The sequence below is a fragment of the Nocardioides sp. JCM 18998 genome (assembly GCF_055391535.1).
On sequence record NZ_AP043886.1, the window covers coordinates 1028615 to 1047520 of the forward strand.

Annotated in this window: 18 protein-coding genes and 1 riboswitch; of the genes, 4 read left to right on the top strand and 14 right to left on the bottom strand. The window is 71.1% G+C overall.

The window, feature by feature from the left end; genetic code table 11:
* Nucleotides 1-91: 91 nt before the first annotated feature.
* From ACZ5L9_RS04870 to ACZ5L9_RS04900, 7 genes are all read right to left on the bottom strand, one after another.
* On the bottom strand, nt 92-1150 hold the full coding sequence (locus tag ACZ5L9_RS04870) for a phosphatase PAP2 family protein (protein WP_464534409.1): 1059 nt from the start codon (nt 1148-1150) through the stop codon (nt 92-94).
* Between the two features lie 10 nt (nt 1151-1160).
* Nucleotides 1161-2132, bottom strand: coding sequence for an ABC transporter ATP-binding protein (locus ACZ5L9_RS04875; RefSeq protein ID WP_464534410.1), 972 nt, complete (start codon nt 2130-2132; stop codon nt 1161-1163).
* Entirely contained in the window at nt 2129-3805 is a 1677-nt protein-coding gene (locus tag ACZ5L9_RS04880; RefSeq protein WP_464534411.1) for an ABC transporter permease, read from the bottom strand. The genes ACZ5L9_RS04875 and ACZ5L9_RS04880 overlap by 4 nt, the downstream gene beginning before the upstream one ends.
* A complete protein-coding gene (locus ACZ5L9_RS04885; RefSeq protein WP_464534412.1) occupies nt 3781-4890 on the bottom strand; it encodes a thiamine ABC transporter substrate-binding protein in 1110 nt (369 codons plus the stop codon). The genes ACZ5L9_RS04880 and ACZ5L9_RS04885 overlap by 25 nt, the downstream gene beginning before the upstream one ends.
* A riboswitch (TPP riboswitch) is annotated at nt 4880-4986 on the bottom strand. (Overlaps the previous gene by 11 nt.)
* 46 nt (nt 4987-5032) lie before the next feature.
* On the bottom strand, nt 5033-6073 hold the full coding sequence (locus ACZ5L9_RS04890) for an MBL fold metallo-hydrolase (protein WP_464534413.1): 1041 nt from the start codon (nt 6071-6073) through the stop codon (nt 5033-5035).
* Nucleotides 6070-6522, bottom strand: a complete 453-nt coding sequence (locus ACZ5L9_RS04895; protein ID WP_464534414.1) for a hypothetical protein — start codon at nt 6520-6522, stop codon at nt 6070-6072. Before ACZ5L9_RS04895 ends, ACZ5L9_RS04890 begins: the two co-directional genes overlap by 4 nt.
* Entirely contained in the window at nt 6519-6878 is a 360-nt protein-coding gene (locus ACZ5L9_RS04900) for a hypothetical protein (protein ID WP_464534415.1), read from the bottom strand. The genes ACZ5L9_RS04895 and ACZ5L9_RS04900 overlap by 4 nt, the downstream gene beginning before the upstream one ends.
* Before the next feature lie 16 nt (nt 6879-6894).
* On the opposite strand from ACZ5L9_RS04900, the gene ACZ5L9_RS04905 reads away from it, so the two are divergent.
* Entirely contained in the window at nt 6895-7653 is a 759-nt protein-coding gene (locus ACZ5L9_RS04905) for a putative protein N(5)-glutamine methyltransferase (protein WP_464534416.1), read from the top strand.
* 147 nt (nt 7654-7800) lie between these two features.
* Here ACZ5L9_RS04905 and cds1 read toward each other — a convergent pair whose 3' ends face one another.
* Entirely contained in the window at nt 7801-8892 is a 1092-nt protein-coding gene (gene cds1, locus ACZ5L9_RS04910; RefSeq protein ID WP_464534417.1) for an L-cysteine desulfhydrase Cds1, read from the bottom strand.
* Between the two features lie 16 nt (nt 8893-8908).
* The gene (locus ACZ5L9_RS04915; protein ID WP_464534418.1) at nt 8909-10534 is read right to left on the bottom strand and encodes an AMP-binding protein; all 1626 of its coding nucleotides are present in this window, start codon (nt 10532-10534) and stop codon (nt 8909-8911) included.
* 109 nt (nt 10535-10643) lie between these two features.
* Between ACZ5L9_RS04915 and mqo the strand changes: the two genes are divergently transcribed.
* The gene (gene mqo, locus ACZ5L9_RS04920) at nt 10644-12158 is read left to right on the top strand and encodes a malate dehydrogenase (quinone) (RefSeq protein WP_464534419.1); all 1515 of its coding nucleotides are present in this window, start codon (nt 10644-10646) and stop codon (nt 12156-12158) included.
* Between the two features lie 108 nt (nt 12159-12266).
* On the opposite strand, the gene ACZ5L9_RS04925 is transcribed toward mqo, so the two are convergent.
* Nucleotides 12267-13046, bottom strand: coding sequence for a sigma-70 family RNA polymerase sigma factor (locus ACZ5L9_RS04925; protein ID WP_464534420.1), 780 nt, complete (start codon nt 13044-13046; stop codon nt 12267-12269).
* Nucleotides 13047-13151: 105 nt separating this feature from the next.
* A complete protein-coding gene (locus ACZ5L9_RS04930) occupies nt 13152-13769 on the bottom strand; it encodes a response regulator transcription factor (protein ID WP_464534421.1) in 618 nt (205 codons plus the stop codon).
* A gap of 27 nt (nt 13770-13796) precedes the next feature.
* On the opposite strand from ACZ5L9_RS04930, the gene purU reads away from it, so the two are divergent.
* Nucleotides 13797-14645 (top strand): formyltetrahydrofolate deformylase, encoded by an 849-nt coding sequence (gene purU / locus ACZ5L9_RS04935; RefSeq protein WP_464534422.1) that lies wholly within the window; start codon nt 13797-13799, stop codon nt 14643-14645.
* 88 nt (nt 14646-14733) lie between these two features.
* The gene (locus ACZ5L9_RS04940; RefSeq protein WP_464534423.1) at nt 14734-15549 is read left to right on the top strand and encodes an alpha/beta fold hydrolase; all 816 of its coding nucleotides are present in this window, start codon (nt 14734-14736) and stop codon (nt 15547-15549) included.
* Between the two features lie 30 nt (nt 15550-15579).
* On the opposite strand, the gene ACZ5L9_RS04945 is transcribed toward ACZ5L9_RS04940, so the two are convergent.
* From ACZ5L9_RS04945 to ACZ5L9_RS04955, 3 genes are all read right to left on the bottom strand, one after another.
* Complete coding sequence (locus tag ACZ5L9_RS04945) at nt 15580-17430, bottom strand: sulfatase-like hydrolase/transferase (RefSeq protein WP_464534424.1); 1851 nt, start codon at nt 17428-17430, stop codon at nt 15580-15582.
* 105 nt (nt 17431-17535) lie between these two features.
* Nucleotides 17536-18405, bottom strand: coding sequence for a hypothetical protein (locus ACZ5L9_RS04950; protein WP_464534425.1), 870 nt, complete (start codon nt 18403-18405; stop codon nt 17536-17538).
* The gene (locus ACZ5L9_RS04955; protein ID WP_464534426.1) at nt 18402-18890 is read right to left on the bottom strand and encodes a SigE family RNA polymerase sigma factor; all 489 of its coding nucleotides are present in this window, start codon (nt 18888-18890) and stop codon (nt 18402-18404) included. Before ACZ5L9_RS04955 ends, ACZ5L9_RS04950 begins: the two co-directional genes overlap by 4 nt.
* Nucleotides 18891-18906: the final 16 nt, after the last annotated feature.

Genomic DNA, 18906 nt, shown 5'->3' on the forward strand with positions numbered 1-18906 from the left:
ATCAGCAACAAAAACCCCAACTTTCACAGGGGTAACCGGCGTGTCGCGTTGACAATCACAACGATGTCATCCGCGAACTACATCGATGTGATTAGCCGCGGGCGAGGGCCTCCTGGGCCTCGATCTCGGCCCCTTCGGCATCCAGGTCACGCTCGCCCTTGCGGGTGAACTTCTGCCCGGTCGCCAGGCCGGCGACGTAGAACGAGACCAGCGCGATCATCACGCCCGCGACGTCGTCCGAGAGCGAGTGCCAGCCGAAGTACAGGGTCGCCATCGCCGTGACGCCGAAGTTGCACCAGAAGAAGATCCGGATCAGCCGGTTGCGCACGGTGAACTGCACCATCAGCGCCGTCAGCATGGTGATGGCGCAGTGCAGCGAGGCGAAGCCCGCCACCGATTGCACCGCGTCGATGATGCCTTCGCTCCATTTGATGTTCTGCCGGCCGTGGACCAGGGAGTCCATCAGTTGCTGCGCTGGAGTGTTCGGCTCGGTCTGGTAGATGTACGGGTAGGCGATGCCGGGGCCGAGGGTCGGCAGCGCGTAGTAGGAGATCGTCCCCAGCGTCCACGCGATGCACTGCGAGCCGACGAACCAGTAGCCGTAGGCGAGGTTGCGCGACCAGACCAGCCAGATCGTCACCGCGATCGGGACCAGCGGCAGGAACCACAGGTAGACGTACGAGAAGATGTAGGCCATGAACCCGTCGCCGAAGATGTTCTGCATCACCGCGCCCGGGTGGTGGCCGAACAGGATCGCGGTGTCGATCAGCTCCAGGTCGTGGTCGTACTTCGTCGAGATCACGAACGGCAGCGCCGACTTCATGTTCCGGTAGCCGACGTAGACGATGTAGAAGCAGACGACGCCCAGCGCGACCAGGGTCAGCCGCTCGCGGGTCCAGTGGGTGCGGATCCGCTCCATGAAGACGCCCCGCATCGCCTTCGGCCGGAAGCGCGAGATCCACAGCGTGCGCGGGATCAGATCGGCGCCGATCGCGGCGCCGAGCAGGATCGGCAGCCGCAGCCAGGACGGACCGAGGAAGCTGCCGTCGGGGTCGACCAGGTGGTGGCCACTGACCTGTGCCAGCACGATCGCGCCGATGCCGACCAGGAGTGCCAGACCGACGAGCAGGAGCTGAGCGCGGCGATACATGTCGGCGAGTTTAGATAAGGATGCTCAGACGAGCGTGGTCCACGCGCAACCGCACCCGCTCACCGGGTGCCACCTGGGCCGCCGAGGTGGCGACGGCGTCCACCTCGCCGATGCCGTCCACGGCCACGACCAGGCGGATCTGGTCGGGGGTGGCGCGGGACTCGAGCACCTCGCCGGACAGCACGCCGCGGTCGTCCAGGACGAAGGCCGAGCGTCGTACGGCGACACGATCCGCGGCGGCGACCCGCACGGCGGGAGCTCCGGTCAGCACCCTCGCGTAGCCGAGGAAGAGCGCCGTCTCGGCATCGGCCGGGTGCGCCCACACGTCGGCGACCGGGCCCTCCTGCACGAGCCGGCCGTCGCGGACGACGGCGAGCCGGTCGGCGACCGCATACGCCTCCTCCTGGTCGTGGGTGACCAGCAGCGCGGTAGTGCCCGCGCGCACCAGGATCTGGCGCAGGTCCGCAGCGAGTCGCTCGCGCAGGCTGGCGTCCAGCGCGGAGAGCGGCTCGTCGAGCAGGAGAAGGCGCGGCTCGACGGCGAGGGCGCGGGCCAGCGCGACCCGCTGCCGCTCGCCGCCGGACAGCGTGCCCGGCAGGCGCTTCTCGTACCCGGTCAACCCGACCAGCTCCAGCAGCTCACCGACGCGCCCGCGGCGGCGGGCGGCGGGGACGCGACGCAGCCGCAGGGGGTAGGCGACATTGGCCGCGACCGTCAGGTGGCCGAAGAGCTGGCCGTCCTGGAACATCAGCGCGAAGCCCCGCTTGTGCGTCGGGGTGCGGGCGAGATCCTGCCCGTCCCACGCGATCGACCCGCCGGTGGTCGGCTCGAGGCCGGCGATGGCCCGCAGCAGGGTCGACTTCCCCGAGCCGGACGGACCCAGGACGGCGAGGACCTGCCCGTCGGGCAGCTCGAGGTCGACGCCCCCGATCGCGGGCGTCCCTTCGTAGGCGACGCTGACGTCGCGGAGGGAGAGGGTCACAGCACTCCTGCGATCGGGACACGGGCACGCTCGACGACCAGCATCACGATCGCGGTGGTCGCGGCAAGGACGCAGGAGGCGGCCAGCGCCATGCCGTAGTTCATCGGGCCGGGGTGGTTGATGAGGCGGAAGATCACCAACGGCAGGGTGGCGTTCTCGTCGTGGGCGAGGAAGCTGGTCGCGCCGAACTCCCCCAGCGAGACCGCGAAGGCGAACCCGGCGCTCGCCAGGACCGGGCGGAAGAGGACCGGGACCTCGACCACCAGCAGGCGCCGCAACGGTCCGGCCCCCAGTGACGCCGCTGCCTGACGCTGGCGATCGTCGATCCCCTGGAGGGTGGGCACCAGTGTGCGCACGACCAACGGCAGCGCGACCAGCGCCTGCGCGATCGGGACCAGCCAGGGAGAGTCCCGGAAGTCGAGCGGTGGCCGATCGAGGGTGACCAGGAAGCCGAAGCCGAGGGTCACCGCGGAGACGCCGAGCGGAAGCATGAAGAGCGCATCGAGGGTGCCACGTACGCGCTTCTCGGTCCTGGTGTGCGCACGCCGGGTCACCGACAGTGCGACGAGCAGGCCGAGGGTCACGCTGAGCAGGGTGGCGTCGATGGCGATGCGCAGGGAGAGGTCGAGCGCGGAGGTGACCGGCTCGATGAGGGCCTGATGCGTGCCGAGGGTGTTGAGGGCGCGGTAGTTCGCGAGCGTCCAGTGGCCGTCCTGCCCGCCAACCGATGCCGTGTGCAGGCTGCCCAGCACCAGGGCGGCGATGGGGGCGGCGACGAAGACGAGCAGCACGAGGGTGACGACGATCTGCGGCAGGTCGACGGCGCGCGGCCTGCGAGGCCGTGGGGGGACGCGTGTGACGACCGTCGTGGCCGGGCGCAGCCGGGCGCCGACCGCGAGCAGCAGCGTGACCACGGCGAGCTGCAGGATCGAGAGCGCGGCGGCGCCCTGGAGGTCGAGCTGGTTGGTGGTGAGCTGGTAGATCTCGGTCTCGATGCTGGAGTAGCGCAGCCCGCCGAGGGTGAGCACGACCCCGAACGCGGTGGCGCAGAAGAGGAAGACCACCGACGCGGCCCCGACGATCGCCGGCCGCAGAGCCGGCAGGGTGACCGTGCGGAAAACCGTCCACGGCCCGGCGCCGAGCGCGGCGGCGGCCTCGGCCGGGCGGTGGTCGAGGCTCTCCCACGCGGCGCCGACGGCACGGATCACGACGGCGACGTTGAAGAAGACCAGACCGGCGATGATCGCGATCGGGCTGTCGTCGATGCCCGTCCAGGCGAGCGGTCCGGTGAGCAGCTGCCGGAAGGCCACGCCGACGACGACGGTCGGCAGGACGAACGGCACCAGGAGCACCGCCCGGACGAGCCGGCGCAGCGGGAAGGTGAGCCGGTGCAGGACGTACGCCGCCGGCAGGCCGAGCACCAACGTGATCGCGGTGGCGACGGTGGCGCTCCAGACGGTGAACCACAGCACCCGGTGCACGCGGGGACGCCGCAGCACGTCGAGGACACCCCCGACGTCCCAGTGGCCCTCGGGGCGGAATCCGCGGCCGACCATCCCGGCCACGGGCAGCACGAAGAAGACCGCCAGGACGGCGACCGGGACGGCGGCGAGCGCGACGAGGGTCACGTAGCGACCCAGCGTGCGGCTCAGCGGGTGGTGACGTCGCTCCACTGCTGCAGCCAGGCGTCGCGATGGTCGTCGATCTCGGTCGGGCTGATCGCGAGCGGCTTGCTCGGCATCACCGCGAACTTCGCCCACGCGGGCGGCAGCGGGGTTCCGTCCGCGACCGGGAAGACGTACATCGCGTCGGGCAGCTGCGCCTGCACGGCCGGAGTCAGCAGCCAGTCGACGAACGCCTCGGCTCCCGGCACGTTCTTGGCGCCGGTGAGGACCCCGGCGTACTCGTTGGAGCCGAAGCAGGTGTCGAGCAGCGCCTTCGTCGTCGAGGTACCGTCCTTGGCGATGGTGAACGCCGGCGAGGAGTCGTACGACAGCACGATCGGCTTGTCGCCGTCGCCCCCGCCCTGGGTGAAGTCGACCTCGTAGGCCTGCGACCAGCCGTCCGCGATCTCGGTGTCGTTGGCCATCAGCTTGGTCCAGTAGTCCGGCCACTGGTCGCCGTAGGTGGCGATGGTGGCCAGCAGGAAGGCCATGCCCGGGCTCGAGGTGGTGGCGCCGGGCGTCACGAAGAGGCCCTTGTACGCCGGCTTGGTCAGGTCGTCGAGCGTCGTCGGCGGCGCGAGGTGATGGGCCGCGAACCAGGTGGTGTCGACGTTGACACAGACGTTGGCGTGGTCGATCGGGGTGAGGTGCGTACCGGCGTCGCCCTCGACGTCGTAGGCGCTGACGCCGGCCGGGAGGTTCGCGGGCGTGTACGGCGCGAAGACGTTCGCCTTGAGCGCCCGGCTGGCGAAGGTGTTGTCGACGCCGAAGCTGACGTCGCCGTCGGGGTTGCTCTGGGTCAGGACGAGCTTGTTGGTCAGCTTGCCCGCGTCGCCGCTGGCGCGGACGACCAGGTGGTAGCCGGTCTGCTGCTCGAACTGGGCGATCAGCTTCTTGGGCAGGTACCAGCTGTCGTGGGTGACCAGGACGACGTCTCCGCCGGAGGTCGGGCCTGCTCCGGAGGTCGAGCCTGTCGAGACCCGGCTCCCCGGCGACCCGTCGTCGCTGTCCTTGGCCGACACCGAGCACCCCGCGGTGGCCAGTGCGACGGCGACTCCCAGAGCCGTCGCCGAGATGAGTGCATGCTTGCGCATCTGGACTCCCTTCGCCGGTGCTAACCGGAGCAGGTTCGGAGGGTCTGCGACCTTCTGTCGCACTCTCAGCCCGTACGGGCTCCCCTGTCTTGTGTCGGTAACCCTAGCCCCGGGCCCCGACGGCCGCGTCATCGCACGTGGCTCAGGCGGCGGTGAAGAGGTCGCCTTCGTCGCCGGCGGTGCGGACCGCGAGGCCGCGGGCGACCAGGACAACGAGGTGGGCGAGGGTCTCGAGGGTAGCGAGGGTGCCGTTGAAGACGTCGAGGGTGGAGAAGCGGTGCTCGTGCCTCGTCCAGGGCAGCTCGCCGGCGACCTCGTACGCGGTGCGGGCGCCGCCACGGATGGCATCCAACGAGAGCGCCAGCCGGTGCTCGTGGTGCTCGAGCAGCTCGTCGACGCGGGCGTGCACCGACGGCGCGATCGGGCCGTGGGCGGGCAGCAGCCGCAGGTCGGGAAGCGAGCGCATCTTGGTCAGGGAGGCCAGGAAGTCGCTCAGCGGCGAGGCCACCGCGGCGGGCTCGAAGCCGACCGACGGCGTGATCGTCGGCAGCACGTGGTCACCGGCGAAGAGCAGACCGGCCACCGGGTCGGCGTACACGTAGTGCCCCTGGGTGTGGCCCGGCGTGTGGATCGCGTCGAGAGCCCGCTCGCCCACCGCCACCCGCATGTCGCCGTCCAGCCACAGGTCGGGCGTGCGCCAGTGGTCCGGCTCCGGCTTCGGCGGCCGGATCGCGCCCCAGTCGGCCAGCAGCCTCGTGGCGCCGGCCGTCTCGAGCAGCTGCTGCGTCGCGCCGTGATCGCCGCGTTGCACGATGTCCAGCGTCGCCTGCTCGCGCGCCCCGAGCGCCACCTTCGCGCCGACCTCGCCGGCAAGCACGGAGGCCAGCGTGTAGTGGTCGCGATGCACGTGCGTGACGAGCACGTCCGTGACGTCGCCGACTCCCGCCCCGAGCACGGCGAGCCCCTTCTCCAGCGCCTCGCGCGCCTCCGGAACCGCCCAGCCACCGTCGATCAGCGTCAGGCCGCTCGGCGTCTCGACGGCGTAGACGTTGACCGCCTTGAGCCCGTCCATCGGCAGCGGTAGCGGGATCCGGTGGATGCCCGCATCCACCGGCCAGGCACCGGGCGTCGCCCAGTGCTCCCCGGAGTCGGGGGAGATCGCCTTGCCGGTGGAGACGCTCACGCGACGCTCTCCTTCTCGTCCTTCTTCTCGTGGGTGCGATGCAGCCAGAACAGTGCCGCGACGGGCAGCACCGCCGGTACCCAGCCGTAGCCGCCGCCGTAGTCGGACCAGACGGACGCATCGGGGAACCAGTCCTTCTTCACCACCGACAGCGTGCCGATGACGACGACGCCCGCGAGCTCGACCCACAGCATGATCTCGGCCAGCCGGGGCCTCCCGTGGGCGGCTCGGCGGATCGCGAACCAGCCGACGACGTACGTCACCGCGGCCACCGCGGAGAGGACGTAGGCCAGCGGCGCGACGTGGAACTGGGTCGCGATCTGCACGACCGCGCGGCTGCCGGAGGCCAGGATGAAGAGCGCGTAGCAAGCCATCAGCACCAGGTGCGGGCCACGTTTGGGGCGCGGGCCCGCCTGCTCGGCGGGCACGGTCCGCGAGGGGGCGCTCATCGCGTCACCATCAGCCGGACTGCGACCACCGCCGTCGCGATCGCCGCGACCGCCACCACTCCGCTCGACCACGACTCCCGCTCCTCCCGTATCGACATGATCGCCACCGGCATGATGCAGACCAGCGCCGCCAGGTAGCCGAGGTGGGTCGACATCGAGGCCGGCCGGTTGCCCTGGATCAGCGAGCCGAGGGCGCCGAGCCCCAGCACGACACAGCAGAGCTCGAGCATCCAGGCCAGCTGGTCGAGCCAGCGTGGCCGGGGCGCCTTGAGCGCGACGCCCAGTCCGGCGGCGATCGCCACGATGCCCGCGTACCCGACGACGATCCAGGCGATGGGGGCCAACGTGCCGTGCATGCGAGCATCGTGCCCCATGGACCCCTTGGTGACGCGATTGCGGGCGGCCGGCTGCGTCTTCGCCGAGGATGAGGCGACCGCGCTGCGCGAGGCGGCCCGGTCTCCCCAGGAGCTGGAGACGATGGCCGTACGCCGCATCGCCGGCGAGCCCCTGGAGCAGGTGATCGGCTGGGCCGAGTTCGCCGGCCTCCGGATCCGCGTCGCCCCCGGCGTCTTCGTGCCACGACTCCGCTCCACGCTGATGGTGCGGCTCGCCGTCGCCCTTCTCGCCGAGCACGCGCCCCCTCCGCCGGTCGTGATCGACCTCGGCTGCGGCACCGGCGCGATCGGGGCCGCCGTGGCCTACCGGGTGACCGGCGCGGAGGTCTGGGCCGTGGACATCGACCTCGCCGCCGTCGCCTGCGCGCGCCGGAACCTCCCGCCCGATCGGGTCCTCCAGGGCGACCTCTTCGCCCCGCTCCCCACCCTCCTGCGGGCGCGGGTGATCTGCGCCAACGCCCCCTACGTCCCCACCGACGCGATCGCGCTGATGCCACCGGAGGCCCGGGACCACGAGCACCACGTCGCCCTCGACGGTGGCCCCGACGGACTCGCCATCCAGCGTCGCCTCATCGCCGAGGCCCCCGCGTGGCTCGCTCCAGGCGGCACCCTCCTGGTCGAGACCAGCCGCCGCCAGGCCGCCGCCACCGCCGCCCTGATGGGCCAGGCGGGGCTCGTCCCCCGGATCCACACCGACGACGAGATCGACGGCACCGTGGTGGCCGGCGGCCGCTGAGGTGGTTGCGCGGCTCGCCAGTCCGCATCAACCACCTGGACCCAGCGAGGGGTCGTCCATCCCCCACCGATGGACGACCCCTCGCACTCAAGGAGACGACCCACCTATCGGGACATGACGCCGAATCGGAGAAGAAGCAAGTGTGGTCTAGATGACTGACCAGGAGCCGGTCTCGTCGAACTCCGCGAGGGCGGCGGCCCAGGGCGCGAGGTCGAGACCGCGCGCTGCGATCCAGCCGTCGTCGTAGTAGCTCGACAGGTAGCGCTCACCGCCGTCGCACAGCAGCGTGACGACGCTGCCGGACTCTCCGGCGGCGCGCATCCGGGCCATCTGGCCGAGCGCGGCCCAGACGTTCGTGCCGGTCGAGGGGCCGACCGAGCGGCCGAGCCGCTGCGAGACCCAGCGCATGGTGGCGATCGAGGCGGCATCGGGCACCCGCACCATCTCGTCGACGACGCCGCCGACGAACGAGGGCTCGACGCGCGGGCGGCCGATTCCCTCGATCTGCGAGCCGGGTGCGATGACGTCGGCGGAGTCGGCGAGCCAGCCGTCGTAGAACGCCGAGCCCTCGGGATCGGCGACGAGCAGGCGGGTGGGCAGCCGCTTGTAACGGAGGTAGCGGCCGATGGTGGCCGAGGTGCCGCCCGTCCCGGCGGAGGCGACGATCCACGACGGCAGCGGGTGCGACTCCTGCGCCATCTGCTCGAAGATCGACTGAGCGATGTTGTTGTTGCCGCGCCAGTCGGTGGCCCGCTCCGCGTAGGTGAACTGGTCGAGGTAGTGCCCGCCGGTCTCCTCGGCGAGCGCCCGCGCCGCGTCGTAGACCTCGCCGGGCGAGTCGACGAAGTGGCAGCTGCCTCCGTACCACTCGATCAGCTCGATCTTCACCGGCGAGGTGGAGGCCGGCATGACCGCGACGAAGGGGAGCCCGAGCAGACGCGCGAAGTACGCCTCGGAGACCGCGGTGGAGCCCGACGACGCCTCGACGACCGTCGAGCCGGCGTGCAGCCAGCCGTTGCAGAGTGCGTAGAGGAAGAGCGAGCGGGCGAGCCGGTGCTTGAGCGAGCCGGTCGGGTGGACCGACTCGTCCTTCAGGTAGAGGTCGATCCCCGCCCAGCCCATCGCCGTCGGCAGCGGGACCTGGTGCAGGTGGGTGTCGGCGGATCGCTGGGCGTCGGCCTCCACGCGACGGACGGCCTCGTCGATCCAGGCCCGGTGCTCGGCACTCTGCTGCGGCATGGGCAGATGGTACGGCTCACAGCTCCAGGAGCTCGGCGGACCGGGCCCGCATCTCCACCTTGCGGATCTTGCCGGTGATCGTCATCGGGAACTCGTCCACGACCAGCACGTAGCGCGGGATCTTGTAGGCCGCCAGCCGCCCTGTCGCGTACGCCCGGACGGCCTCCGCGTCGAGCGGGTCTGCGCCGGTCCGCATCCGGATCCAGGCGCAGAGCTCCTCGCCGTACGTCGCGTCCGGGACGCCGACGACCTGCACGTCCTCGACGTCGGGGTGGCGGTAGAGGAACTCCTCGATCTCGCGGGGATAGATGTTCTCGCCGCCACGGATCACCATGTCCTTGATCCGCCCGACGATGTTGCAGTAGCCGTCCTCGCGCATCACCGCCAGGTCGCCGGTGTGCATCCAGCCCTCGTCGTCGATCGCCGCGGCGGTCTTCTCGGGGTCGTCCCAGTAGCCGAGCATCACCGAGTAGCCGCGGGTGCAGAACTCCCCGGCCTCGCCGCGCGGGACGGTCCGCCCGGTCACCGGGTCGACGATCTTGATCTCGACGTGCGGCGCGGCCCGGCCGATCGTGGACGTACGCCGCTCCATGTCGTCGTCGACCCGGGTCTGGCAGGAGACCGGCGAGGTCTCGGTCATGCCGTACGCGATCGAGACCTCGCTCATGTGCATCTCGTGCACGCAGCGCTTCATCACCTCGACGGGACAGATCGAGCCGGCCATGATCCCGGAGCGCAGCGTGCTGAGGTCGGTCCCTGCGAACGCGGGCGAGCTCTGCATCGCGATGAACATCGTCGGCACGCCGTAGAGCACGGTGCAGCGCTCGTCCTGCACGGCCCGCAGCGTCAGGGCCGGGTCGAAGGCCGGGGAGGGAATGACCATCGTCGCGCCGTGGGTGGTGCAGCCGAGGTTCGCCATCACCATCCCGAAGCAGTGGTAGAAGGGCACCGGGATGCAGAGCCGGTCGGCGGCGGAGAGGTTGATCGTCTCGGTGACGAAGTAGCCGTTGTTGAGGATGTTGCGGTGCGACAGGGTCGCGCCCTTGGGGAAGCCGGTCGTGCCCGACGTGTACTGGATGTTGATCGGATCGCTCGGCGAGAGCTCCGCCGTCCGCTCCGGCAGCGCGGTGTCCGGCAGCCCGCGTCCGCTCTCGATCAGGTCCGCCCAGTCGGAGGAGTCGAGGTAGATCACCCGCTCCAGCCCGCGGGCCTCCCCCGAGGCGACGAGTTCCTCGACCATTCCGCGGTAGTCGGAGGTCTTGAACGCGGTGGCGGCGAGCAGCATCCGCATCCCGCTCTGGCCGACGACGTAGGCCAGCTCGTGGGTGCGGTAGGCCGGGTTGACGTTGACCAGCACGATCCCGGCCCTGGCGGTGGCGTACTGCGCGATCGTCCACTCTGCGCAGTTCGGCGCCCAGATGCCGACCCGATCACCGGCCGCCAAGCCGAGCGCCATCAGCCCACGGGCGACCTCGTCGACCGCGGTGTCGAGCTCCCCCCAGGTCCAGCGCCGCCCGGAGGCCACCTCGACCAGCGCCTCCCCGTCCGGGTTCCGCGCGACGGTGGCCGCGAGGTTGGCGCCGATCGTCTCCTCCAGCAGAGCGGGCTCGGTCTCGCCCGCGGCGTACGACTCGCTCGTCATGCTCCATGCCTACACCCTCTACGTGAGCCTGATCACAGGTCCACGCGGGAACCGCGCCCAGATCCGCCCCGCAAATGGCGTCCAAGTCGCATCGCCACATAATGAAGATGTGGCCCCCCATGCGAGCACCAGCCCTGCGAGTCCCCGCGACATCGTCCTGATCGGTGGCGGCATCATGTCCGCCACGCTGGGCGTCCTCATCCAGGAGCTCGAGCCGACCTGGAACATCCGCGTGCTGGAGCGCCTCGACGCGCTCGCCGAGGAGTCCTCCGGCCCCTGGAACAACGCCGGCACGGGCCACTCCGCGCTCTGCGAGCTCAACTACACCCCGGAGAACGCCGACGGCAGCGTCGCGATCGGCAAGGCGGTGCAGGTCAACGAGCAGTTCCAGGTCTCGCGCCAGCTGTGGGCCTTCCTGATCGAGAACGGCCGCATCCCGGACGCGTCCGCCTTCATCCGCACCACGCCGCACATGAGCTTCGTCTGGGGCGCCGACAACGTCGCCTACCTCAAGGCCCGTTACGACGCGCTCAAGGACCACCCGCTGTTCGAGGGCCTCGAGTACACCGACGACCCGGAGCAGGTCAGGGCGTGGGCGCCGCTGCTCCTCGAGGGCCGCACGGACGCCGACCTGGCCGCCAACCCCATCGCCGCGACGTTCCACGCCGCCGGGACCGACGTCGACTTCGGCGCCCTGACCAAGCTGCTCACCGCCACGATGCAGGCGAAGGGCGCCGTGATCGAGTACGGCACCCAGGTCAAGGACGTCCACCAGACCAACGACGGCGTCTGGCACGTCCAGGGCACCAACGGCGACGGAAGGTTCCACTACACCGCCGACTTCGTCTTCGTCGGCGCCGGCGGCTACGCGCTGCCGCTCCTGCAGAAGTCCCGGATCGCGGAGATCAAGGGCTTCGGTGGCTTCCCCGTCTCCGGCGAGTTCCTGCGCACCTCCAAGCCGGAGCTGGTCGCGAAGCACCACGCGAAGGTCTACGGCAAGGCCGCCGTCGGCGCTCCGCCGATGTCGGTCCCCCACCTCGACACCCGCGTGGTGGACGGCCGCCAGCACCTGATGTTCGGTCCGTACGCAGGTTGGACGCCGAAGTTCCTCAAGGCCGGGTCCTGGCTCGACCTCTTCCGCTCGATCAAGCTCAGCAACCTGATGCCGATGCTCAAGACCGGCGCGAAGAACGTCCCGCTGACCATCTACCTGATCAAGCAGGTGCTGGCCGGCTCCCCGACCAAGGCGACGAAGTTCAAGGACCTCCTCGACTTCTTCCCCGACGCCGAGAACGGCGACTGGGAGAAGCTCACCGCGGGCCAGCGCGTCCAGGTGATCCGCCCCGACGGAACCCTGCAGTTCGGCACCGAGGTCATCACCGCCAAGGACGGCACCATCGCCGGCCTGCTCGGCGCCTCTCCGGGCGCCTCGACCGCGCCGCCGATCATGCTCGAGGTTCTCGAGCGCTGCTTCACCGACCGCTGGGCCGACTGGCAGCCGACGCTGCACGCGATGGTCCCGAGCTTCGGCACCCCGCTGTCGAACGACCCGGAGCAGGCCAGCGCGATCATGACCCGTACGGCGGGCGCACTGGGCATCGTCGCCCCGCCGGTGCACGCCTGATCCGCGAGCACGCCTGATCCGCGAGCACGCCTGATCCACGGGCTCGTCCCCGTAGAACGCACGAACGCCCTGGCCATCGGCCAGGGCGTTCGACGTTGGTGCGGCGGGTCAGGCAGCGGTGCTGGCGGCGACCGCGCCGAGCTGCTCGCGGAGCTTGGTCATCACCTTCTTGAGCAGGCGCGAGACCTGCATCTGGGTCACACCGATCCGCTCGCCGATCTCCTCCTGGGTGAGGTCGTCGACGAAGCGCAGCTGCACGATGAGCCGCTCACGCTCGGTGAGGGAGCGCAGCGCCGGGGCCAGCATCAGCCGGGCCTCGGAGGCCGAGTGCTCCGCGTCCTCGCCGGCGAGGAGATCCCCGAGGGAGGCGGCGTCGGACTCCGTGCCGACCGGCGCGTCGAGCGACAGCGGGGAGAAGCAGCCCTTGAGCTGCTGGGCCTCGGTCACCTCGGCCTCGGACACACCGAGCTTCTGGGCGAGCTCGGCCGGGTCACTGATGTCGGCGCGCATCACCTCAGCCTGGAGCTCCTGCACCCGACGCGGCGGGCGGACGGTCCAGCCGTGGTCGCGGAAGTAGCGCTTGACCTCGCCGCGGATGGTAGGCACCGCGTAGACGAGGAAGTCCTCGGCGAGCCGGCCGTCGTACTTGTGCGCGGCGCGGACGAGCGCGAGGTAGGCGACCTGCTCGAGGTCTTCGAGGGCGATCCCGCGATTGCCGTAGCGCGCGGCGATCGCTCGGGCCACGGAGGTGTTGATGACGATCACCTCGTCGAGCAGGGCGGAGCGCTCGTCGCCGGTGGCGGCCGCGGCCTCCTCGAGCAGTCGGGTGGTCTCGGCACGTCGGACCTCGCGGGGCAGATCCTGTTGGAGCGTCGCAGTCGGGCTCATGACTTGAACATCCCCGCGATGCCCACGGGGGTAACAGTCCGACCTGCAAATTGGCCCGGAGGGGGGAGGTGAAGATCGGTAAAGACTCACCCCTAGGGGTGAAATTCAGCCTAACGCCGGGTTCGGCTGGTCCGGCGGGGCGAAGCCGTTCTGCAGCGCCCACGCGACGGCCTGGGCGCGCGAGTCAGCGCCGATCTTGCGGTACGCCTGCCGGATGTGGCTCTTGAGCGTGTTGCCGCTGAGGTGCAGCCGCTCGGCGACCTCGACGTTGGACAGGCCCTGGGCGATCAGCGCGAGCACCTCCACCTCGCGCGGGGAGAGCCCGGCGTCGTGACCGAGTCGCTCCTCCTGGTCCGGCAGCGGCAGACCGGCGGCGATGAGCTCGACCGCCTCGACCAGCTCCTTGGCCCGCGTCGACATCGATACCCAGGCGCTGCACCCGTGGGCGAAGGCGCGGGCGCGCAGATCGGGGCGCATGTCCCGGCTGAAGACCAGCACCTTGGCGCTGGTGTTGCGCAGCAGGTGGAGCAGGTCGGCGCCGTCGCCCACGTGCAGCCCATGGGTGTCGTAGAGGACCACCTCGACGCCCGGCGCCGTGGTCCAGACCGTCGGCAGCGCCGTCACGATCACCCGGTCGGGATAGTCGGCCAGCATCGCGGTCAGACCGCGCGCGATGACCTCCTGGCGGCTGACGATGGCAAGCCGTACCGGTTGATCGCGCATAGGGGTGATGGTGTCATCCTTCTCCCTATGCAGCGCTATGTGATGACCCTCAGGTGCCCCGATCAGCCCGGCATCATCAGGGCCTTCGCCGAGGGTGTCGTCAACGCGTCGGGCAACATCGTCGACAACCAGCAGTTCTCGGACCCGGTCTCGGGCACGTTCTGCATGCGCTCGGAGGTGGACTCCCCGCTCGGCTCGGCCGACGAGGTCGAGAGGCACCTGCTCGCCGCACTGGCCGGCTTCGAGCCGGCCCTCACCGTCCGGCCGGAGTCGGCGCACCACCGCGTGCTGGTGATGGTCTCCAAGTTCGACCACTGCCTGGTCGACCTGCTCTACCGCCACGAGACCGGCGAGCTCCCGGTCGAGATCCCGCTCGTGGTCAGCAACCACGAGGACCTGCGCGGCCTCGTCGAGCACCACGGCATCCCGTTCGTGCACCTGCCGGTCACCAAGGAGACCAAGGCGGAGGCCGAGGCGGCCCTGCTCGATCTGGTCGCGAAGCACGACATCGACCTGGTCGTCCTGGCCCGCTACATGCAGGTGCTCTCCGACGACCTGTGCCGCGCCCTCGAAGGTCGCGTGATCAACATCCACCACTCGTTCCTGCCGGGCTTCAAGGGCGCCAAGCCCTACCACCAGGCGTACGAGCGCGGCGTGAAGCTGATCGGCGCGACGGCGCACTATGTCACCGCTGACCTCGACGAGGGCCCGATCATCGAGCAGGAGGTCACCCGGGTGACCCACGCCGCCTCGCCCGAGGCCCTGGTGGCGCTCGGCCGCGACACCGAGCGACTCGCGCTCTCGCGCGGGGTGCGGCTGCACGCCGAGGACCGCGTCCTGCTGATCGGCGCGCGGACGGTCGTCTTCAACGCCTGACGCCCGGGCGCGCGCTCGGGGCCCTTGCCCGCCTCCGAAAGTACCTGGTACAACGTGTACCACTAACTTTTGCACACAGGAGGGCCCCGTGCTCGCGTACGAACGCTTCGGCAGTGGCGATCCGCTGGTCCTGATCCACGGGATCGGACACCGTCGCCAGGGCTGGTACCCCGTCGTCCACCGGCTCGCCGAGGAGTTCGACGTCATCATCCCCGACCTTCCGGGTCACGGCGGATCGACGGACGCGCTCGACCGCTCCGTCGCGCCCAAGGAGGCGCTGCGGGTCGCATTCCAGGACCTCTTCACCGAGCTCGGCATCGAGCGTCCCCACGTCGTGGGCAACTCGCTGGGCGGCCTGATCGCCCTCGAGCTCGGCAACGACGACCTCGCCCGTTCGGTCACCGCGCTCTCGCCGGCCGGCTTCTGGGCCGGCCCGCGCGACTTCCGCTACGTCAGTACGCTCTTCGCCTCGGTGATGGCCGCCGCCCGTGCCTCCGCTCCGATGGCCGGGCGCCTGACCCGGTCCCCGACCGGGCGGATGGCGATGATGGGCTGGCTCTACCAGCACCCGGAGAGCCTCGCCCCGGAGATGGCGCTCGGCGACCTGCGCAACCTGCTTGCCGCGCGCACGACGGTCGGCTACCTGCTCAAGCACGCCTACACGTTCATCCCGGGCGAGCCGCGCGAGATCCCGGTGACCATCGCCTGGTCCGACCACGACAAGGTGCTGCTGCCCTACCAGGCGCGCCGCGCCCGCCGTCTGCTGCCGAACGCGCACCACGTGTGGCTCGACCACTGCGGCCACGTGCCGATGCCCGACGACCCGGAGCTGGTCGCGCAGACCATCATCGCGGGCGCGCACGCGCCTGTTCCGACCCGCACCTCCTCCGGGACGGCGGCCTGACACACCCGGCCTGACACACCCGGCCGAACGCTAGTGGCCGTACGCCGCCCGGACGGCGTTGCGCCAGGTCGTGCCGATCCCGCGGTCCGCCACAGCGTCCTCCTGGAGGCTCGCCGGCAGCTCGACCCGACAGCTCGCGCCCGCGCAGGTCCGGCCCTGACCCCAGATGCTGTCGAGGTCCGAGACGACCTGGGCGTACGCCGGGTCGGTGGCGACGTTGCTCCACTCCAGCGGGTCCTGCACGAGGTCGTAGAGCTCGCGACTGCCGTCGCGGTAGCGGACGTAGGAGTAGCGCGCGGTGCGCAGGCCGTACGAGGCGAGATGGCCGCCCGCGAGCGCCGGGTCGGCGCCACCGCTGTTGGGAGTGGACCAGGCCTGCTCGATCGGCACCGCGTAGCGCCAGCCGCTGTCACCGCCGGCCATCACCGGTGCGAGCGAGACGCCGTCCGGGGTGCGCGGCGGTGCGGCGTCGGCCCAGTCGAGCACGGTCGCGGTGAGATCTGCCGTGGTGATCGGGTCGAAGCGCTGCTGGGCGCCGGCGCCGCGCAGGCCCGGGCCGGTCACGACCATCGGGACCCGCAGCGACGGCTCGTACCCGTAGACCTTGCCCTCGGCCCGGCGGTGCTCGCCCTGGAAGTAGCCGTTGTCGGAGGTGAAGACGAGGTAGGTGTTGTCCCACTCGCCGGCCCGCTTGAGGGTGGTGATGATCCGGTCGACCTGCTGGTCCATCGCATAGACCGCCTCGGCGCGCTGGCGGGTGCGCTCGCGGAGCTGGGTCAGCTGGGTGGCCGTCAGGTGCGGGAGCGCCGCGAAGACGCCCGGCTTGTCGCTGACGTCGTCCTCGTCCACGCCGTCGACGGTGATGCCCATGCCGCGCTGGATCACGCTGTCGAAGTGGCCCCGCAGCCGCGCCGGGGAGGCCGTCGAGCAGGGCGCCTCGACGGCGCCGTCCTGGGCGAGGGTGGTGTCGTTGCCGAGGCCGCGGGCCAGATCGCGCGCCCTCTCGGCCGCGTCGCCGATGCCGCAGTGCGGCGCGACGAAGTTGACGTCGAGGAAGAACGGCGCGCTGCCGGCGGAGAACGTACGGATCATGTCGACGGTGGAGTCGGCCACGACGTCGGTGGAGTAGGTGCCGCGATGCGAGTGCGGGACGCCGTTGTCGTTGCTCACCGTGCCGTAGTAGTGGTAGACGCCCCCGCCGTGGATGCCGGTGGCGCGGCGCAGGCCCGGCGATGACTCGAAGAGGGCGTGCCACTGTGACCAGCCGTTGGGCACCTTGCGCCACGACGCGACGGTGCCGGCGTGTCCACGCAGGCGGACCGGGATCGGGCGCGGACGCTTCTTCGGGTGGAGCGCCGGGCGACCCTTGCGGTGCTGGCGCAGCCACTTCCAGCGCTTGATCGCCCTCTCGCGCTTCAACACGGCGTGCAGGCGCTTCTGGGTGACGATCCGTCCGCCGGATGTGGCATCGACGCCGTAGCCGTTGAGGTACTTGCCGGCCAGGCCGGTGCGGTAGCCGGCGGCCTGCAGCGAGGTCGCCAGGCTGGCGCTGTCGTCGAAGGCGCCGTACCCGTACGGCGCCTGGTGCGTCCAGACGTGGTGGTTGTGGGTGAGCTGTCCGGTGAGGAAGCTGACCCGGGCGGGGCAGCACAGTGGGTACGGCGAGAAGGAGTCCTCCATCGAGACCCCGTCGCCCGCGACCAGCTGGCGGATGTGCGGAGCCCAGGCGAGGTCGTCGAACCGCATGTCGTCGGCCATGATCACCACGATGTTGGGCTTGGCCGTGGTCGGCTGGGTGGCGGCCCTGGCCGCCGTCGCGGTGAGTGCTCCGAGTACGAGCGCGACGACAGCGATGAGCGCGGCCCAGCCCCTCGTACGCACGCCTCTTCCCTCCCGAGCCGGCACCGGGCGGATGTCCGGCACAGGTGTCGGCATGCTAAGCGATTCGACCGGCCGGACCTAGCGCCCACCGTCCGCCGACGTCGGTCAGGGCAGCGTGTACGCCGGGTCGGCCGCCGCCTCGAGAAGCTGAGCGGTGGTCAGCCCGGTGCCGCCCGCGAGCGCCACGGTGGAGTTGTTGCCGAAGAGCCCGCTGGCCGCCACCGCGACGAGGGTCCCGTCGGCACGCTGGACCTCGGCAGCGAGGTCGGTGCCGCTCTGCGCGGTCCAGGCCCGCACGGCGGTGCCCGGCGGGGCGACCTCCTTCCAGCCGCTCATCTGCATCCGGATCTGGCCGGGCCGCTCCTCGTGGACCTCGATCTGCACGACGCCCAGCCCGGGGTCGCCCGGACTGCTCCAGTCGAGCTTGGTGCCGACTCCCGTCACCTTCCCGGGCTCGACGCAGGGACCCATGCTGTTGGCGGAGGTCTGCAGGTTGCTCGGCCTCAGCTGCAGGTGCTTGCCGGTGGGGTCGAGGTGGCGCGCGAGGTGATCGGCGTAGTCGCCGAGCAGGACCGCCAAGGCGCTGTGGGCCGTCCCCGGCATGCCGACCCGCATCGCGATCTGGCCGGCGGGGCAGCCCGGGTCGTGGAGGGCCGGGTCGTTGAGGGCCGGGTCGTGGAGGGCCGGGGCCGCAGGGGTGGGCGTGCTGCTCGCACTCGACGGCGCCGTCGAGGCGGACTGGACCGCGGGGTCGAGTGCCCGATCGCCCCCGCCGGCGGTGGCGCCGACGCCGACCGCGACGGCCGCCGCACAAGCCCCGGTCACACCGCCGGCGATCAGGGCGGTGCGGCGCCGCGCGCGACGTCGCCCGCGGAGGAGGTCGGCGCGGCCGTCGCTGGGCGGCACGGCGATGTCGTCGACGAGTCCGCGCAGGCGCGCGGCGAGCTCGTCCTCGACGGGATCGGGGTCGTTCATCGGGATTCTCCTTCGGTGTGGATGGCCCGGCGCAGCGCGCTGAGCGCAGCGGACGTCTGGCTCTTGACCGTGCCGCCGCTGATGCCGAGGTCCGCTGCGACCTCCTCGACACTCAGCCCCCAGTAGTGCCGCAGCACCACGACGCGGCGCTGGCCGGGCGGCAGGGCGCGTACCGCCGACCAGAGCTCGTCGTCCGGGGTCGCGTGCTCGACCGTGCGATCGAGCACCTCCGGGACACTCGGGCGCTCGCGCCGCCACGGGCGACGGGTCTCGTCGAGGTGGCTGTTCACCAGCACCCGGCGGGCGTACGCGTCGATCGCATCGGCCCGCCGCGCCCTCGGCCAGGCGACGTAGAGCTTCGCCAGTGTCGTGGCCACGATGTCCTCGGCCTGGTGATGGCTCCCGCAGAGCAGGTACGCGGCGCGGTAGAGACGGGGGCGCGCCGCCGCGGCGTACGCGGTGAACTCCTCGTCGTGCCGTGCCATCGGATGCGTCCCTCGT

Coding starts and splice junctions, on each gene's coding strand:
- ACZ5L9_RS04955 (WP_464534426.1), bottom strand. CDS start 18,890: ATGGCACGGCACGACGAGGAGTTCACCGCGTACGCCGCGGCGGCGCGC.
- ACZ5L9_RS04870 (WP_464534409.1), bottom strand. CDS start 1,150: ATGTATCGCCGCGCTCAGCTCCTGCTCGTCGGTCTGGCACTCCTGGTC.
- ACZ5L9_RS04925 (WP_464534420.1), bottom strand. CDS start 13,046: ATGAGCCCGACTGCGACGCTCCAACAGGATCTGCCCCGCGAGGTCCGA.
- purU (WP_464534422.1), top strand. CDS start 13,797: ATGCAGCGCTATGTGATGACCCTCAGGTGCCCCGATCAGCCCGGCATC.
- ACZ5L9_RS04900 (WP_464534415.1), bottom strand. CDS start 6,878: ATGCACGGCACGTTGGCCCCCATCGCCTGGATCGTCGTCGGGTACGCG.
- ACZ5L9_RS04905 (WP_464534416.1), top strand. CDS start 6,895: ATGGACCCCTTGGTGACGCGATTGCGGGCGGCCGGCTGCGTCTTCGCC.
- ACZ5L9_RS04895 (WP_464534414.1), bottom strand. CDS start 6,522: ATGAGCGCCCCCTCGCGGACCGTGCCCGCCGAGCAGGCGGGCCCGCGC.
- ACZ5L9_RS04930 (WP_464534421.1), bottom strand. CDS start 13,769: ATGCGCGATCAACCGGTACGGCTTGCCATCGTCAGCCGCCAGGAGGTC.
- cds1 (WP_464534417.1), bottom strand. CDS start 8,892: ATGCCGCAGCAGAGTGCCGAGCACCGGGCCTGGATCGACGAGGCCGTC.
- ACZ5L9_RS04950 (WP_464534425.1), bottom strand. CDS start 18,405: ATGAACGACCCCGATCCCGTCGAGGACGAGCTCGCCGCGCGCCTGCGC.
- ACZ5L9_RS04885 (WP_464534412.1), bottom strand. CDS start 4,890: ATGCGCAAGCATGCACTCATCTCGGCGACGGCTCTGGGAGTCGCCGTC.
- ACZ5L9_RS04915 (WP_464534418.1), bottom strand. CDS start 10,534: ATGACGAGCGAGTCGTACGCCGCGGGCGAGACCGAGCCCGCTCTGCTG.